The sequence below is a fragment of the Sphingomonas sp. BAUL-RG-20F-R05-02 genome, assembly GCF_022662305.1.
Lineage (GTDB): Bacteria > Pseudomonadota > Alphaproteobacteria > Sphingomonadales > Sphingomonadaceae > Sphingomonas.
The window spans coordinates 202,533-218,976 of record NZ_JAKNQH010000004.1 but is presented as its reverse complement, the minus strand read 5'-3'; the positions used below and the strand labels follow the sequence as shown (position 1 = coordinate 218,976).

Genomic DNA, 16,444 nt, shown 5'->3' with positions numbered 1-16,444 from the left:
TCAGCGAGAAACCCGCCGCCAGCCCGATACCGGCGCCAGCGGTCGCGACGGCAAGCACGGCCGCGCCGACAACGAGGCCGGCAATCTTTAGAACCTTTGCCATCGCTCAGAACCCGAACTGCACGCGCCACGCGCGCGCATCGGTCCAGCGACGACGCTCGATCATCACCAGACCTTCCCGTTGACCTTCAACACCCACAGCGATCAGCGCTGCACCCCAACAGATCCCGAGCGCCCCGCCCGACATCAAAATGTCGCCGCGATGCGCGAGCGCGGCCGACACGCCCTCGAACTTGGCGTCGAGCGTCTTTTCCAACGAACCCTTGCCGAACCGGGTGAGCGCGCGAGCCGAGCCGATCGCGGTCGAGTAGCGGCCCCGGAACTCCGGCATCGGATCGACGCCGGTCATTGCCTCGACCGCCCCGGCCGCGAAGGTGCAGCAATCATGCGCGCCCCACTCGAAGGTACGCGTGCGGAGGGGTTCGAGATACGCGGCAAGCCGCGCATCCCAATCGGGCTTGCGATACATGGGCGTCTTTCAGGTGCGTTTGTTAGCGCCGTTGGCGATCGCGATCGCCAGTTCGGCCGAGCGATCGCCGGGATCGTAACTCTGTTGGTCGAGATACGTGCGGTTCGAGGCTTGCCCGAAAAACGCGAGGTAGGTTTCGACGCTCAGCTGCACGGTTTGACTCGTCCGATCGCCGACAATCTTCGGCACCGACATGTAGCCGGTAAAGTAGGACCATATCGCGCCGATCCGGGTCAGATCCTGCGGATTGAGCATCGCCCGCCAGAGCCGGCAGTCGCGGCCCGAATAGTTCGTGCGATCGCCAAGTTCGGTCATCATCTCGTCGTCGACGCCGGCAAGGCCGGAAAGCGTCAGCACGAGCGTATCGGAACCGCCTTCCTGCGCCTTGACCGGGCCGACCGAGACGAAGCGCGGATCAACCGCGGCGAAGGTTTTGCCGTCGAGATCCTCGTCACCTGTGCCGGCGAACGTGAAGCTGTACGGCGCGTTCGTGACGTAGATCGGCCCGCTCGCGAGATCGAGGAAGCAGAACGTCACCGGGCGCCGCACGTCGGCCGCAAGCGCGGCGTTCGCTGCGGCATCTGGCCTGCTGTCCACTAGAAGCTTTCCTCACATGGGAAGGTAACGGCGTAGTTTTGCCCAACGTCGACGATCCAGCCGTTCTTTGGATCGCTCATCGACATGACGGCGTAAGGCCGCCTCACCTCGATCTGTGCGCCGTCCGCAGGCGACAGGCGCAGGTATGCCTTGAAGTTCAAGGTAGCTCGCCCGTTCGCATCAGCGATCACAGGCGCCATGAGCATCACCAGCTGGTCGCCGATTGTCACGAACTGACCACGCTTTAGTTTCGGTCCCGGATCGCCCCAGCCGGCGGTTGCGAGCGCGTGACCGCCTTGGTTGGCCCCCGAAACCACCACGTTCGGATTGCCCCCCATCTGATCGCGTTCGCACGCGATCACGCGGAAGCTGTTTGCCACTCCGTCACAGTCGACGACGAACGCGCGCCAATCGAGCACCCCGTCTTCACCGATGATCGCCGGAAGTGTGACCGCAGCATACCAACGCGGGGCTGCGGAGAGGATCGTCGCCCGACGTTTACCGGTGAACTCACTCCGGTTGACCTGCACCGGCTGATCGAAGCTCCACTCAACCTTGGCCGGAACCGGCGCTGCCGGCATGGTAATCAGCATCAGCCCCACCCTCCCGGCAGCACCGGGCGATTGAGCGCCCGGATCGTCTTCGTCTTCGCACCCAACATAATCGGCTCCGCTGCGGCGCCGACCGTTCGCGCCGCAACGCTCTGGATCTTCACGTTCAGATCCTCGGACGCATCGACCTTCGCATGTAGGTCGACCGCGAGACGCTGCCCGCGATTGCCTGCGGACAGGTCCGGCAGCTGCGGCGATCGCAGGTTCGGGACAACGCCCGTGGCGAACGCCGGCAGCTTCAGCCCCCGGTTCATGGCGCGGAGCCAAGGCGCATTGGCCTGTGTCGCCGCAGCCGTGAGGATCGACTCCCCGTTCGAGACGCGGATCAGCCCCTTGCCTTCCATGTGGCCGAGGATGCTATCCGACGTGCCCGTACCGGGTCCGCGAATGATCCCGTCCGCGAAGCCCGGCACCACGCCTGTCGCGTGGCCCGGCACGTTACCGATCTTGAGGCCGAGGAAGCTACCGCCGAAAGCGCTAAGGATCAGCTTCTCGGCCGCGATCCGCGCGAGATCGGAGATCACGCTCGACGCCACTTCGCCGACGACGCCCTTCAGGTGCAGGAAGTTCGTCACGGCGCTGCCGATCGCCGACGACGCCGCATCCTCGAACCGCCCCAGCCCGTTAGCCGCGACGCGCTGGAGCGACTCGTTGATGTCGCCGACGTTCTGCTTCAAGCGATCTTTGTACTGATCGAGCGGCCCGGCGTTACGCTTGTCGAGTTGCTGGTCTTCGGCCTTGTCCAGCGCCGGCAGCTTCGCCAGCGAGGTTTTCGCCCGCTGCACAACCGCCGGATCTTGCGACGTGTCGCGTTCGCGTTCGAGCGCTTTGCGCCGCAACTCCTGCTCGATATCGAGGATTTCGCGCGAGACTTTACGGCGATCGGCTTCGGTGACCGCCATATCTTCGCTTATGCGAAGCATGGCGAGACGTGATTGCAAGTCGTCCTGTTGCGCCTCGAAGGTTTCGCTCAGTTTGCGAAATCCAGCATCGGCTTTGGCGTTCGCCAGCTGCTGCGTTCGGGTGCCTTCATTCAAGGCCTTCAGGTGATCGGCCTGCGCCTTGCTGATCTTGCCTTCGTCCAGTTCGCCGGCAATGCGGCGGTTCTCGGCATCGGCCTGATCGTTGATATCGTCGCGGATCGCCTGATCACGCTGTTCCTCCGTCAGCGCGGAATGCCGGGTCGCCTCAGTCAGTCGCTTTTGCGCGATCTTCTCTTCCTGATTGTACGCGAGATCATCGTTGATCTTTTTGACCCGTGCCGCCTCTTCTTTCTTGTCGACGCTCTCCTGTGACGCGCCTTTCTTGCCGAAGGCGACGTGGAAAACATGCTGCGCCGGCTCGTCTAGGATCTGCCGGAGCGCCACGCCCTGCTTTGCGAACGCCTCCCGGATCTTGGCGATCGTGATGCCAGGACCATATGCGATGTCGACCGCCTGCCCGCGTTCGTGATCACTCGTGCCGGGAACCGCGACCGGGCCAGCATGCCGGCCAGCCAGCTTGTCGGCGTAGATCCGCTCCTGATCGGCATGCGTGCGCAAGCCGCTGGTGACAGTGCCGCCAATGCTGGCAACGATCGCGCGCGCTTCAGAGACGCTGATTTCACGCCCCAGCTGGTTATTGCCCGAACCGCTCGCCGTCCGCTTGGCTGCGGCAACCTTCGCCTGCGCGGCGTCGATCGCCGCCTTCTTCTGCGCTTCCAACTCTTGCAGGCGCTGCTTTGACTGCGCGCCGACAACGGCGCCGAGCCGCGCCTCTTCGCGCTGCTGATCCTTCAGCGCCTTGATCCGATCGTCATAGAGCTTGGTAACGGCTTTGACGGGATCGATGGCGGTTGCGGCCTGCTCAGCCGCGAGATCAACGCGACTGACGTTTAACTCACGCTCAGCCTTGGTGACCTGTTCGTTGGCTTTCGCCAGTTGGTCTTGCAGCCCGTTTACTCTGGCGTCCGCGATCTGAGCCGCGAACGTCGCGCCGTCGCCCTTCCCGTGCTGCTGTTCCGCCAATGCAGCACGTTGGAAGGCTTGCGCCTGCGATACAGCATCGGCCAAACGAGCGGCTGTCGCCTGCCGGATCGCCAACGCTTCATCACGCTTCGACTTGGCGGCAATGTTGGCGCGCTCGGCCGCGCTACGCTCGTTCTCGGCGGTTTTCCGCAGCGCCTCATCCTGATCGCGCAAAGCGGCCGTCACACCGTCCAAGCTGGTCGAGAAGAGCAGTTTGGCGCGGCGCGCGATGTCGGTCGCCTCGGCATCTTTCTTCTGCTTGTCGACCGCCTTGTCGAGTTCGCTGCCGAGGTCGAAGATCTTGCTTACCAGCGGCCCGGTGATCAGCAACGCGGCGGTTATGGCTAGACCATACGGCCCGATCATGAAGCGCGCGAAGTTGCCGGCCTTCCCTTCGATGTTGGCAAACTGCCCGGCCAGCTGCCCGCCTTGAATGGCAACCACATTCAGGATGTTCGCACCCATGCTGATCTGGGTGAACGTGTCCTGCACCTGATAGGACACACCCGTCATAGCGGCACGCAAGGCGCCTTGGCTGCTCGTCAGCCGTGTGGTGGCGCCAGTGCTGCCGGCGACGGCCTGCGCGTGCGCGTAGAGATTGGCACGCGCCTGCGACACTGCCGCATCATACTCGCGCTGGTGGATCGTGCCGGCGCGCAGCAATGCGTCGGCGCGGTTCAATTCGTCGTCAAACCGCTTCTGCGCCGCGTACATTGGATCAAGCTCGGAACGGAGCAGATCCGCAGCGGAGGCGAGCGCACGCTCATTGCGAGCCGCCTCCGCCGCAGTCGCCGCAAGCGCACGCTGCCGATCGGCAACGCCGGTCACCTGCGCCGCATGCGTCTGCAACGCGGCCGTGGCGAGACGCACCGCCGCTTCGTACTCACGCGTCGAGATCGAGCCGGCCGCAAGCAGCGCATCGGCCCGCGTGAGTTCCGCGTCGAAGCGCTGTTGCGCCGCGTACATCGGGTCGATTGAGGCGCGAAGGGCGTCTGCCGAGGACGCTAGGCTGCGCTGTTCGCGCGCCGCCTCGGCCGAACTGGCGGCGAGGCGCTGCTCTTCGGCCGCAGCCTCGGCAATGCGCTTGTGCTTATTGACGAACAGTTCGGTTGCTTCGGCACTCTGTAGCAACTCGATCTCGACGCGTTCGAGCGCGCCAGCCTCAGCGAGCAGCGCCGCAGCCTTTTGCTCAGCCTCGATCCGCGACGCCGAGGTGGCGGCAATGAACAGGCGCGTTGCCTCGCTGGTGTCACGCGTCTCGATCGCAGTGCGCTCGGCCGCTTCGCCGATCAGGGCGAAGGCGCGGGCCTGTTCCTGCGCGGCAGCTGCCCCGGCGCGGATATCGTCGGCGCCGAGGTTCACCCGGCCTTCGATCGTCGGACCCTTAACGGCCGTGGCCGCGAGCCGCTGCGCTTGGCTGAAGCTCGACTCGAACGACTTCTGCGCGCGATCGGCCGCGCTTTCGGCAAGAGCACCGAAAGTGCTGAAGCGCTTCCCCATGTCGCCGATCGCGCGGTCGACGTTCTCGCCCATCTTGCGGGCACGCGCCTCGAACCGGTCTAGCGGCTGCTCGCCTTCGGCAAGGTGACGGCGCAGCAATTCCGTCGCCGCGTCCACCTGAAGCAACAGGCGTTCGGTTTGATCGGCCATGCCGCGTCCTCTTACATGTAGCGGCGATCGCCGCGTTCCTACGTGCCCTCCGGCACGCAATGCATCCGCTCATAGGCGCGGATTGCCGCCCAGAACTCCGAAGGGGTGCTCGCCCAGAACTCGCGCGGCCGCCACCCCAGCGCAGCGGCCGCGACACCCATCAGCCGTCGACGGGGGCTTTCTCCGTCGTCGTCGTCGTCATCGTCGTCGACGGCTTCATTTCCCCCGACGAGTTGTAACCGCCGGTCGTGGCAAGCGAGAGCATCGCCGCAACCGTCTGCAACGCGGCGTGGAAGCCGCCTTCGCTGTCGAGGATCAGATTGGCGATGCGGCGCGCATTGGCGCCCGCAGCGCCCTTGTCGCCCGTCTCACGGCCCCATGCACGAATGCACTCGGCCGCGATCTGGGACGTGACGCTCAGCGACATCTTGCCGGCGAGCGCCATGCGCGCGAGATCGATCAGTCCCTGCCCGGTCGAGGCTTCGATCGCATCAATCGCCTCGAACGTCGGCCGGAGGCCCAGCTGCGCTCCATCGAGCAGCAAGGCCAGTTCGCCGCGATCGCCGACCACCGGTCCAGCCGGCGCATCTGCAACGTCCGCCATTACGCGTCACCCTTCTTTGGCTCGCTCGCGGGAGCGGGCGCATAGAGCGTGCGGATCTGATCGAGCGCGCCGCTGTCGGCCGCGATCGCTGCCGCCAGATCACCGCCCGGCAGAACGTCGTCCGCGAGGAACGGACGCAAGGCGCGTGCTGCCCGATCCGGGCCGCTGCCAAGTAGCTTCTCGACTTCCGCCGAAGAGCAGCCGGTCGCCTCGATCAGGCTGGCGTCGAGATCCGAAGGCTTGCTCGTCTTCAGATCGTGACCATTGATCTTGATCAACTTGGTTACTCCTTAACCGAGGGCGTCGACGGTTGGCTGCGCGGCCGGGACGAGGCTAACCCCGACCTTCACGCTCTCGCCTTGGTTGAACGATGCATTGTCGAGGCTGGTGTACATCAGGCACTCGAACACCACGTCAGCGGTGCTGAACGGCTTCTTGCGGATCTGATACACTTCGGTCGCGTCGGACTGATGAAGCGTCTCCATGCGCGTGTAGCCGTTCGCGTCGGGCAGATCCGGCACAAGATCCTGCTTCAGCGTGATCGTGCGCAGGCCCGGCTGCTGTGTGTCAACGCCTTCCTGATCCTTCGTCGCGTTCGACGAGAAGTTCTTCCCGCCGTCGCGGGTGAGATTGCCCTGCCCGGCCGGCTGGTTGAACGTTCCAACCGTGGATGACTGCAAGAACAGTCGATAATTATTCGCGAGCTTCTTCGCCATCGTTGCTTCTCCCATACGAAAAAGCCGCGCTGGCGAGGCGCGGCGGGGTGGTTAAACTTGCGGAATACTTAGGGTGCAAACACCTGCACGCCGAAACTGGTGATGCCGGTGTACGTGGCGCCATCCTCGCTCAACACGGCATCATCATCCTCGAACCCGAAGGCGAGCGTCCAGCCGTTGACCTCGATCTCAGCGCCATCGAGCGCAGTTTCGATCTGCTCTTGCAGCGCGAGCAGCGGGGCGCGTTCTTCGGCCTCCACGATCGTCACGATGCTGATCGAGACGCGGCGATCGTCCGTATTGCCCTTCGCGCCCAAGCCGAAGCTCTTCATGTCGCCGATGATCACGACATCGCCCGGCGCGTTCTCCGGCGCATCCTGCCAGACGGTCGCACCCGTGATCGCCTCACTCAGCGCATCGAAGGTGGCCTTTTCGACGAAGGACTTCGCTTTACTCATCACTACCTCCGGCAATCTGTCCAAGGGTGCGGGTCAAGATCCCGCGCAGGTTTCTGTTCAGGGTGGCCCGTAGATCCGGGAACCGCCCGGTGATGAAGCGCTTCGGCGCCATTGCGCGGACCCTCATCAGGTACGTGCTCGCGATATCCTCAGACCGCTTGCGGCCGTGCGCGGTACGAAGCCGACCAGCGACGCGGCGACGACGCTGCACCGTCACTACCTGCTCGCGCCGGCCGAGATCCTGTATGCGGCCATAGAAGAGGCTCGCCCGGCCGCGCCGGGTGCCAAGCAACCCAATCTGCAACCGCAGCGAGGTCGGCAGCACCTTCTCATCGATCCCGGCGCGAAGCGCGCCGGACTTGCTCGGCGCCTTTGCCCGCATCGCCTGGGCGATTTGTCGCCCGGTTACGCGCAGTTCGACGAGTAGTTCGCCGCGAACCGCGTCCGGCACCCGGCGCAACAGCCTGCGGAACCGCGCCAGCCCGCGTACTTTAGGGGTCGCCATTAGCCAGCCTTCCCGCTTTCGCATGTCATGACGATCGAGATCCCGTCGGTCGAAGGCGGTGCCGCCCGGATATCGAGCGCGATCTCTCCCCACAGCAGCCGGTTCGCGGGTGTGATCCCGCGCCGCTTGCGGATCGTCACGCGGTACAGCTGCGTTGCGCGCTGCACGCCCAAACTCAGCGCCTCATCACCGCGCAGGGGGATGATCTCGGCGCGGACGTTCGTCGACACGTCGCGCCACTTGCTTTCGCCCTCGGGCGTCTTGCGACCGCCCCGGCCGTTGTCGACGACGTTCGGCTCTTGGATCGTCACGCGCTCTCGCAGGCGTCCAGCGGCGATGCTCATGTCAGTTCCTTCAGCCGTAGAGGCGAAACGGGGTGAGCAGGTTCGTCACCGTCGTCGACATCGGGATCGCGATCGGCGTGACGCCCTGATCGCTGGCAGTTTCCCGAAAGCGGTAGAGGTCGCCGACCATGAGCAGGATCGCGGCGACGATCGCGGCCGGCAACGTCTCATAGCCGGCGACATAGCGCACCTTCAGCACCTCGCGACCAACCCTCACATCGTTCCAAGGTGCAAGGCCGCTGACGCAAATAGAGTTGCCGATCAAATCGATGGTTGTGAGATCCGCAACGCGCGGCTGATGATCGGCCCCGGTCCAACTGATCGAGACCAACTCAGCGACCGGGGCGCATGGGAGCGGAAGATCACACCAATCTGTTGCGATCGTATCGAAACGGGCTTCCAGCGTCTGCCGCCCCAGCGAGCGACCGAGCCAGCCGTCCGGCCCGTCGATCTGCCCGGTCGCTGCGGCAACGTAGATATCGATCAGTGTGTCGTCGTCATCATGGTCGACGTTCAGGTGTGCTTTCGCCTGTTCGCGCGTGATCACCGGCTCTGGCGGCGTGATGACAACGACACGCATCGATCAGGCGCCCGCCTTGGAGATACGAGTCTCGCGGATCGCCGCGATGATGTCGCCCTTCAGCGTCTTGCCGGTCAGGTCGACCGTCTCATCGGCCGCAATCACCTTCAGCTGCTCGACCGTTTGACCGTCAAGGCCATCTTCGACCGGCTTGGCGAGGTCAGGCGCGGGCGGAGTGCCCGCCGTCGCATTGTCCGCATTCCCCGTGACCGGCGCCGCACCTTCGGCGCTCTGCCGCAGAGCATCATCCTGCTGCGCCAGCGCATCCGACACGTCGGCAACGGAGTTCGAGAACAGTTCTTCGGCAGTCGGGCGCTCGCGAACGCGCGTGATGCTGTCGCGCAGCTGCTCGTCGCTCGCTTCCGTGATCTGCTGGCGAGCGATCTCGAACATCAGCGTTTCGAGCTGGGCGCGGCTCAGCGCGTCAAGGGACACGTCCGCGTAGAGCGCGATGATGTCCACCGGCTCTTCGCCGAGGCAACCGGCGTCCGTCAGGCGCACACGCTGCTTCTCGGACGCCGGGATGAACGTGTCGCCCGGCAGGTAACGAACTTCGGTAGTGGCATCGACCATTTCGGCCGTGACGAGGTAAGACTTCATGACGGGACATCCTCAGTTGGTGGCGAGACCGAAGCCCCGCCACATCAGGTCGTTCGTGCTGGTGGCGGCGATCAGGCGGGCGGGTTCGCCGTAGGCCGGAAGCGCGGATACGCGAGCAACGCCATCGCGGAGATTGGCGCGGCCGCGTTATTGCCGGCCGGCGTGACCCGGATACGAACGTAGCGCTTGGCGCCAGTGTAGCCGAGCTTGCGCGTCTTGTTCTTGGCCGACTGATCGAAGCTCGCCAGCGCCAGCGTGCCCGGCAGGTTCGAGTTCGGGACGGCGACGGCATCCGACAGATCGGCAGCATCGCCATGCTCGGCGGTTACCGCGAAGGTCGCGGACGTAGCGGCCAGCACGCCGAGGTTGAAGAGGAAGGCGACCCCTTCATACCCGTTGGTGTCGATGATGTTGCCGACGAGTGCCGTGTTGTCGGTAATGACGGTCGGGGCGATTGCCACAACCGGGGTGATCAAATTGACGATATCGCGCATCGGTTAGCTTCCCGAATGTGAGTAGAGAAAGGCGGGGCGGCGCTTTCGACGCCGCCCGCTACGATCAGGCCGGCACGTCGAGGCCGACGAACGGCGACACTTCGTAGCCGTTCTCTTCCTTGATCGGCGACGAGAGCCACGGCATGCCGTCGACGTTCCAGAAGATCTTGATCACCGTCTTGTTGCGGGTGAACAGGACGTGCTCCGACGCCGCGACGAATGGCCCGGAGCCATCCTTGATCAGGTACTGCGACCAATCAGCGAGGAAGACATCGCCCTTCTGGCCGGGCACGGGCGCCCGGTTGTTCCAGCGCACCGGATAGCCGAGTAGCGTGCCGGCGAAGCCGTCGCGCGCGTTATCCTGCCAGATCGGCCGGCCGGCGCCATCCTTCAGGAGAAGCAGCTGCGGGAGCACACCCTGCGACATCGACCAAACCGGCGACGTGTTGCCGCGCATCAGCAGGACGCCGACCATCCCGACGAGATCCTCATAGGTGATCTGGCCGGCGAGCTTGCGATTGATGTACTTCGCGGCGCTCGAATACATCGCGCCCATCGGCTTGTTTCTGCCGTCGCCGCGAAGGAATGAGTAATCCTCAGCCGCTGCGACACCGCCGCGCATCAGGTTTTCGAGGAAAGAACCAGCGGCCGGCCAATTGCGCAGCAGCTTGTCGGTGACCGTGACGAAGCCGGCAATCTCGTGCGGCGTCAGGGCGATTTCGCGCAGCTTGGCGTCGGTTTCCGGCTTCAGATCGCCTTCGCCGATCCAGCTGAACTGCATTCCGCCGAACATGTTGTTCGTCGACCCGCCCTGATCGAGCGCCGGCATGCTGACGCCGGCATCGGGTGCCGTACCCGGCTCGATCACGGTCGCGCGCGGACGCACAAGCGCATCCTGCGGCTGCACGCTCATGATCGTCGAGCGAAACTCATTCGGCACCATGAAGCCGCCCGAAGGTGCGTTATCCATGCGCATTTCGGCGCTGATCTCGCCGCCATCCGTCTCGGCGCCCTCGACCCAATTCAGCCGCTGATCGTTCGGGTTGAAGCGCACGGCCGACATAAACTGGCCGAGGCTCTCGAACTCCTTGTTTGCCTCCGGCCCGCGCACCGCAAGGTTGCCGCGTGCAACCGATCCAGTGCTTGCCGCAAGGCCTGCGGCGGTTTCCGCAAGGCCTGCCGCGCGATCGATGCGCAGGCCGAGCGACGTGCTCTCAGCCTGCAACGTGTCGAACTGGCCCTGCTCTTCCGCCGACAGGTCGCGATCTTCGCCCTCGGCCGTGGCGATCAGCGCCTGCATCGACGCGATCGCGGTCGCGCGACGGTCGCGGAGCGCCTGCACTGTCACCGGCCGGGCAGGATGCCCGTTGCCATCGCGCATATAGCGCCCGCGCTTCCGCTCCGTGGCGGACATGGGACCGAGGGCCGCGCGCGACACTGCGGCCAGAAGGATCGTCTTCTGCATGAGTTTCTCCCGGCCCGCAGGCCTTGTGGTGGATAAGTGCCGGACACGTTGAGCCGCTGCCCGTGCCGGCGCACGGACAGGGAATAAGGATCGCCGCGAGGGCGGGATTAGATCAGCGCGAGCGCCCGCTTGCGGCGATCGCGTTCGGGCGTGCCACGTCCCTGCGGCGCGGCGCCGACACCGAAGCGCGCCAGCGTCTCTTTCATGGTGCCGACCCGATCGGCGAGGCCTTCCGCAACCGACGCCTTGGCGCCGAGCATGCGACCTTGGCCGAAGCCGTCACGCACCTTTGAGGCGGCGACATCGCGGCCGGCTGCAACACGGTCGACGAACATGCCGTAATAGTCGTCGATCCGGCCCTGCATGTAAGCGCGTGTATCGTCGGAGAGCGGCCCGATCAGCCCTTCACCCTTGAACTTGCCGGCAGCGATGATCTCGCGCGACACGCCCTGCTTCGCCAGCGCCTCTGTCACGTCGTCATAGGCGGTGCGCACGCCGATCGCGCCAGCGGCTGAGCTCGGCGACATGACGATCTCGCTGGCCGACGAGCCGATCCAGTAGCCGGCGCTGGCGAGATTGCCGGTCACCTGCACAATAACCGGCTTGCGTTCCTTCGCGGCCGCGACCGAGGCAGCGGCTTCGTCGACGTTCAGGACGTTGCCGCCCGGCGTGTCCGCGTCGACGACGATCGCCTTTACCGTGTCATCGTCCGCCATCTGATCAATCAGGCTGGCGAAGCCTTCCGCCGTCGCACCGCCGCCTGTGGAACTGTTCGCGACCATGCTTGCACGGGGCGAGATCACGCCGCGCAGCGGAACGACAGCCACAGAGCCTTCGCGACGCGCTACAGCTGCGGCCGTTTGCGGCGAGATCTTCGCCTCGATCTCTTCAGCGCTGAACTTGATCCCCTCGGCCTGCATGGCGAGCAGATCGACGATCGCGAGCAGCTTGGTTTCCTCCATCGCCCAGATCTCCGAGGCGAACGCGGCGAGAATGTAGGGATACTTCATTCCGGTAGCTCCGGCTGCGCCGCGACGCGCGGAGGCGGCGCAGGCGGGTTGATAGCCCGGCCGATCGGCTGGACGTTGTTCGACACGAAGCTGACATCGCCATCGGCGCCGATGCCAGCCAGATCTTCAAGGCCGAGAACTTGGTTTACCGTCATGCCAAGCTCGAACATGCCTTTGTAGAAGGCGGCGCGAGCAGCCATGTCGCCGCGCAGCAACGCGTTCATGTTAAACTTGACGTATAGACCCTTCGCCCGCTCGGCTTCGGTGAATAGCTTCCAGTTCATCTCCTGTTCCCAAGCGTCGACCCAAGGGCCGATCGTCTGTTGAACGAAGCCGATCATCAGCTGCTCGACGCCTGTACCCCAGGACGTTGATTTCTCGTGGCTCTGCAACAGCACGAGCGGGACATCGAAGATCCGCGCGACTTCGGCGATCTGGAACTCGCGACTGCCGAGGAACTGCGCATCCTCGGGCGGGATCATGGTTTGGATGAACTTCATCCCCTCTTCGAGCACCTTGACGCGGTGCGCGTTGTCGAGGCCACCTTGCCGTTCCAGCGGCGCGGCCGGGTTGTCCGCTGCCGCCTTGTTCTGCCCGTCCCCGTTTCGCGCACCGCGCAGATTGCCTTGCGCGTTGCTGCTCAGCTTGCCCGGATGCATCAGGAAGCCGCCCGATTTGGCGTCGTTCCCGAAGAACTTCGCCCCGAACTTCTCCATTGCGAGGCCCATGCCGATCGCCTGCCGGAACAAGGCGACTTGGCTAAGCCCGACATAGCCGTCGCGGCTCTGATCCATCACGTGCAGCACGTCGCCCTGATCGAGCTTGAACGCCTGCCCGCCGACTGTCGTGCGGTACACCAAGCCGTTGCCTTCGCGAGCCGGCTTGGTTTCGTTCGGCATCAGCGGCCACAGGGCGATCGCCTCGCCGTTGCCGTTGCGCTCGATCTCCTGATAGGCGTTACCCCAGAGTAGCGCGTGGCCCATGCTCGTCTTGCGCAGCGTCCGCGACGACATGAAGTCGTTCGGACGGACGCCAAGCCGCTGCGACATCGGGTGCTCGGTCACCTCGACGCTGCCGTTGGCCGTCTTCTGGCGGATCGACAGCGGGAAGTGCGCGATCGGATTGGCGACACGGTTGATGCAGGCATAAACGGCCGGGAGGGTGATCGCGGAATAGTGGTTCACGTCCACACCGCTGTCGGTGGTCCCACCAATCCACCGCAGCCAGCCGCCCTGACGATCCGTTGCCGGACTGCCGATGTCGCCAAACGATGTCGACGGCCCGAACATGGCGGCGCCGATATTCTGCCACCACCCCATAATCAGGCCTCTTCAAGATCGATTTCGAGCAACCCGCGCCCCTCATAGACGGACTCGGTTTCCTCATCCGCAGCGGTCGCAACCGCCAGACACATGACCGCAGCAACGATGCCATCGATCTTCTCAGCCGACCGCTTCTTAGCGGGCGCATAGTTCAGGTTTTCGTCGAAGCGCACGACGGCGTTCTTTGCCATCCAGCGCAGGACCGGGTGACCGCCGTGATCGAGCTTGCCAGCATAGATCATGCGCTCGAACGCCTTGGTTGGCTCGCCGAGCGACTGGATGCCCTGCCGGACAGCCATCATCATCTCCGGGTCGATCCCATCTGCCTGAAGATCCGCGACCAGCTTCATCGCGTTCCACGGATCGTAACCGACGCCCAACACCTCGAACTGCTCGAACGCGTCGAGCAGCCGGCGCCGCACGTAGTTTTGATCGACGAAGTTACCCGGCGTCGTCTCGATCGCCTCGGCGGCGAACCACTTGTCATAGGGCACGCGATCATTGCGCACGCGCTCGGCCAGCGTCTCTTCTGGCACCCAAAAGCACGGAACAACCGTCCAAGCTGTCTCGTCGCCCTCCGGCTCGAAGAGCAACACGAGCGCCGTCACGTCGACGGTTGAGGATACGTCGACAGCTGCATAGCAGCGCCGGCCCTTCATCCGCTGCCAGACCGTGCGCCAGCCGTTCTTATCGGCCGCGCAGGCATCGAAATACTTCATGTTCAGCCAGCGAACGACGACATCGATCCACTGATTGAGATGATAGCACTTGAAGTGCGCCTGCGCGCGCGGGTTGTCCTTCGCGATCGCCGCCTCGCGCCGCAGGAACGGGACGGTTGGCGATAGCCCGAGCGACGGGTTTGCGACCGCCCAAACCGCCTCATCATCCCATGCGGCATCTTCCGGCGCTGCAAACACAACAACAAGCGTCGTCGCGTCGGACACTCGCCCTTCGAGGATCGCGAGGCTTTCGTCCCATAGCTCGACGCCGGTCGGGTTCGTCTTCAGGCCGGCCGTCGATGCGTACAGTTCGATCGGTTGCAGTCGGGCGCCCGTGCCCTGCCGCAGGGTGCTTTCCACCGTGCGGCTGCGCCACTCGTGCATTTCGTCGCCCGCGATCACGGTCGGCGACTTGCCGTGCTTGCCCTCTTCGGAGCCGGTCACCACCTCGAACAGCGAGGCGCTCGGCTTTAGGTAGATCGATTTCTTGTGCGGCTGACACTCGCGCGCAAGCTCCGGCGCCTGCGCGATCATAGCCTTCATCTTGTTGAAGATCGTAAAGGCCTGCTTCTCGTCGCGGGCGAACACGAACCCCTGCCCGCCTACAACCGCGTCGAGCGCCCAGAACAGCAGCGACAGCGCGGAGAGAAACTCGGACTTGCCGTTCTTACGCGGCACCCACAGCATCAGGCGCCGGAACAGGCGCACATGTTCTTCGATCGGCTGGCCCGTGTCGGCATCGAGCAGTTCGATCGGAACCTTCCACCCGACTAACAGGCGGACGATGATTTCCTGCCAAGGCACGAGCCGGAACGGCTTGCCTGCGAAGCGGTCTTCCGTGAGCCGAAAGACCTTCGGCCACAGATCCACAACGCCGTCTGCCTTGGCATGGTCGAACCATACGCCCGGCACCGCCGACGCACGATCCCACGCGAGGCGCGCCCACTCATAGATCGGCTCATCCGCGTGGCGGGTTAGCCAGGCGGGCAGATCGGCATCAAAGCCGCCCGTCTGATAGGCCATATCAGTTCGGGCGAAGCGGTGGCTTCGTATCCATCTGGCCGAGGATGCCGACCAGCGAGGTAGGAGCCTCGGGCGTCTCGGGCGACTGCTCGGCACGCGCAGCGGACGGCAGATCGAACAGGCCGGGGTTCTGCGACGCGGCCACGGCCTGATCGCGGAACAGCGAATATTCGTCCGATGGCGTCAGACCGAACCGCTCGGACAGCTTGATCACCTGATCGAACGCTTTGTCCCGGATCGCGACGATCGGCCGCGTGCGTTCCATCATGCCGCCCGCGACGGTCTTCACGCGTTGCGTGTGGCCGTTGCGGTTCACGTCCTCATTCGCGACCACCCACTCAGCGAAGTACACGCAAAAGAGCGCGAACATCGGGCGATGCATCGGCTCTAGCCGGTGCGTGGTGCGCAGGCGCGGCGCGAGATCACGCCAGACGGCGACGGCTGCGGCCGAACCTTCCTCAATGATGGCCGGGGGCGCGAGCGGATCACTGCCGGCCGGCGCGTGCGCGAGCAAAGCCGCAACCCGCTCCGCTTCGTCGAGCCTTTTCTGAACGGCCGACTTGCGCCGGCCCGGATTGCCCTTCGCCTCTTGAAGGCCGGGTGCGGCAGGCTTCCGTCCGCGCATATCTGACCTCCAATAAAAAACATTCCGGGAAATTCTGCGCCGAAAAACACGTCATTGACCACCGGTCTCCGGCGACCCGGTTTTGAACTTTTGACACCCCCCCCCCCACCCCTTCATGATCGAGGCGGCAGACCGAGCAGATCCGCGAGCCGATCGAGGCCGCGACCGCCCGCCCGCTCGACGGCTTGCTTCGGCCCATCGTGGCAAGCCTTGCAGCTGCTCACCCACCACTCGGTTGACCAGAACAGCACCGTGTCGCTGCGATGCGGGAACAGGTGATCGACCAGCGTAGCGGCAGTCACCGCCCTGCCCTCGCCCCAAGCATCGACCTCGCAATACCGACACAGCGGCGAGCGGGTGAGGTGCGAACGTGACGCCTTGCGCCATCGGCTGTCATAGCCGCGCTCGGCTGCACTCCCGCGCGCCCGATCCTGCTCGCGCTGGACGGCCTGCCGGTCGCCCTGCGAACGTGGGCGAAAGACAGCGGGCATCCGTGGCATCGTATGTCACCACAAAGCGACGAGGGCGACGTGACCGAAGCCGCGTCGCCCTCGTCAAGGCTCAAAGGGAGGATGCGGAAGAGCAG

The 16,444-nt window shown here is 64.7% G+C and carries 20 protein-coding genes; all 20 read right to left on the bottom strand.

All coding sequences use genetic code 11. The features are described 5' to 3' along the window. Window positions 1-106: 106 nt before the first annotated feature. The 20 genes from L8F97_RS11230 to L8F97_RS11135 all read right to left on the bottom strand — a co-directional run bounded on the left by L8F97_RS11230 (window position 107) and on the right by L8F97_RS11135 (window position 16,349). Window positions 107-529: a DUF6950 family protein gene (locus L8F97_RS11230; protein ID WP_242149632.1), complete on the bottom strand. Its 423-nt coding sequence runs from the start codon at window positions 527-529 to the stop codon at window positions 107-109. Between the two features lie 9 nt (window positions 530-538). Next, a complete protein-coding gene (locus L8F97_RS11225) occupies window positions 539-1,126 on the bottom strand; it encodes a hypothetical protein (RefSeq protein WP_242149629.1) in 588 nt (195 codons plus the stop codon). Next, the gene (locus tag L8F97_RS11220; protein ID WP_242149626.1) at window positions 1,126-1,719 is read right to left on the bottom strand and encodes a hypothetical protein; all 594 of its coding nucleotides are present in this window, start codon (window positions 1,717-1,719) and stop codon (window positions 1,126-1,128) included. Before L8F97_RS11220 ends, L8F97_RS11225 begins: the two co-directional genes overlap by 1 nt. Beyond that, complete coding sequence (locus L8F97_RS11215; RefSeq protein WP_242149624.1) at window positions 1,719-5,393, bottom strand: D-alanyl-D-alanine carboxypeptidase family protein; 3,675 nt, start codon at window positions 5,391-5,393, stop codon at window positions 1,719-1,721. The genes L8F97_RS11220 and L8F97_RS11215 overlap by 1 nt, the downstream gene beginning before the upstream one ends. 38 nt (window positions 5,394-5,431) lie before the next feature. Further along, window positions 5,432-5,554, bottom strand: coding sequence for a phage tail assembly chaperone (locus tag L8F97_RS11210; protein ID WP_242149621.1), 123 nt, complete (start codon window positions 5,552-5,554; stop codon window positions 5,432-5,434). Beyond that, window positions 5,554-5,997 (bottom strand): GTA-gp10 family protein, encoded by a 444-nt coding sequence (locus tag L8F97_RS11205; protein WP_242149618.1) that lies wholly within the window; start codon window positions 5,995-5,997, stop codon window positions 5,554-5,556. The genes L8F97_RS11210 and L8F97_RS11205 overlap by 1 nt, the downstream gene beginning before the upstream one ends. Continuing rightward, complete coding sequence (locus L8F97_RS11200; protein WP_242149615.1) at window positions 5,997-6,275, bottom strand: hypothetical protein; 279 nt, start codon at window positions 6,273-6,275, stop codon at window positions 5,997-5,999. Before L8F97_RS11200 ends, L8F97_RS11205 begins: the two co-directional genes overlap by 1 nt. A 12-nt stretch (window positions 6,276-6,287) precedes the next feature. Continuing rightward, entirely contained in the window at window positions 6,288-6,713 is a 426-nt protein-coding gene (locus tag L8F97_RS11195) for a hypothetical protein (protein WP_242149613.1), read from the bottom strand. 68 nt (window positions 6,714-6,781) lie between these two features. Next, window positions 6,782-7,171: a hypothetical protein gene (locus L8F97_RS11190; RefSeq protein ID WP_242149610.1), complete on the bottom strand. Its 390-nt coding sequence runs from the start codon at window positions 7,169-7,171 to the stop codon at window positions 6,782-6,784. Then, the gene (locus L8F97_RS11185; RefSeq protein WP_242149607.1) at window positions 7,164-7,676 is read right to left on the bottom strand and encodes a hypothetical protein; all 513 of its coding nucleotides are present in this window, start codon (window positions 7,674-7,676) and stop codon (window positions 7,164-7,166) included. The genes L8F97_RS11190 and L8F97_RS11185 overlap by 8 nt, the downstream gene beginning before the upstream one ends. Next, window positions 7,676-8,020 (bottom strand): phage head closure protein, encoded by a 345-nt coding sequence (locus tag L8F97_RS11180; RefSeq protein ID WP_242149604.1) that lies wholly within the window; start codon window positions 8,018-8,020, stop codon window positions 7,676-7,678. Before L8F97_RS11180 ends, L8F97_RS11185 begins: the two co-directional genes overlap by 1 nt. A gap of 10 nt (window positions 8,021-8,030) precedes the next feature. Then, entirely contained in the window at window positions 8,031-8,600 is a 570-nt protein-coding gene (locus L8F97_RS11175) for a head-tail connector protein (RefSeq protein WP_242149602.1), read from the bottom strand. Window positions 8,601-8,603: 3 nt separating this feature from the next. Beyond that, window positions 8,604-9,200, bottom strand: coding sequence for a hypothetical protein (locus tag L8F97_RS11170; protein ID WP_242149599.1), 597 nt, complete (start codon window positions 9,198-9,200; stop codon window positions 8,604-8,606). Window positions 9,201-9,271: 71 nt separating this feature from the next. After that, window positions 9,272-9,694, bottom strand: a complete 423-nt coding sequence (locus tag L8F97_RS11165) for a hypothetical protein (protein ID WP_242149596.1) — start codon at window positions 9,692-9,694, stop codon at window positions 9,272-9,274. Between the two features lie 64 nt (window positions 9,695-9,758). Continuing rightward, window positions 9,759-11,159 carry a phage major capsid protein gene (locus tag L8F97_RS11160; protein ID WP_242149593.1) on the bottom strand — a complete coding sequence of 467 codons (1,401 nt, stop codon included), beginning with the start codon at window positions 11,157-11,159 and terminating at the stop codon, window positions 9,759-9,761. Window positions 11,160-11,266: 107 nt separating this feature from the next. After that, window positions 11,267-12,169 (bottom strand): S49 family peptidase, encoded by a 903-nt coding sequence (locus L8F97_RS11155; protein ID WP_242149591.1) that lies wholly within the window; start codon window positions 12,167-12,169, stop codon window positions 11,267-11,269. Continuing rightward, window positions 12,166-13,488: a phage portal protein gene (locus tag L8F97_RS11150; protein WP_242149589.1), complete on the bottom strand. Its 1,323-nt coding sequence runs from the start codon at window positions 13,486-13,488 to the stop codon at window positions 12,166-12,168. The genes L8F97_RS11155 and L8F97_RS11150 overlap by 4 nt, the downstream gene beginning before the upstream one ends. Before the next feature lie 2 nt (window positions 13,489-13,490). Continuing rightward, on the bottom strand, window positions 13,491-15,233 hold the full coding sequence (locus tag L8F97_RS11145) for a terminase large subunit (RefSeq protein WP_242149586.1): 1,743 nt from the start codon (window positions 15,231-15,233) through the stop codon (window positions 13,491-13,493). Between the two features lies 1 nt (window position 15,234). Continuing rightward, window positions 15,235-15,858 carry a P27 family phage terminase small subunit gene (locus tag L8F97_RS11140; RefSeq protein ID WP_242149583.1) on the bottom strand — a complete coding sequence of 208 codons (624 nt, stop codon included), beginning with the start codon at window positions 15,856-15,858 and terminating at the stop codon, window positions 15,235-15,237. A 113-nt stretch (window positions 15,859-15,971) separates the two neighbouring features. Continuing rightward, window positions 15,972-16,349 (bottom strand): hypothetical protein, encoded by a 378-nt coding sequence (locus tag L8F97_RS11135; protein WP_242149580.1) that lies wholly within the window; start codon window positions 16,347-16,349, stop codon window positions 15,972-15,974. Window positions 16,350-16,444 lie beyond the last annotated feature (95 nt).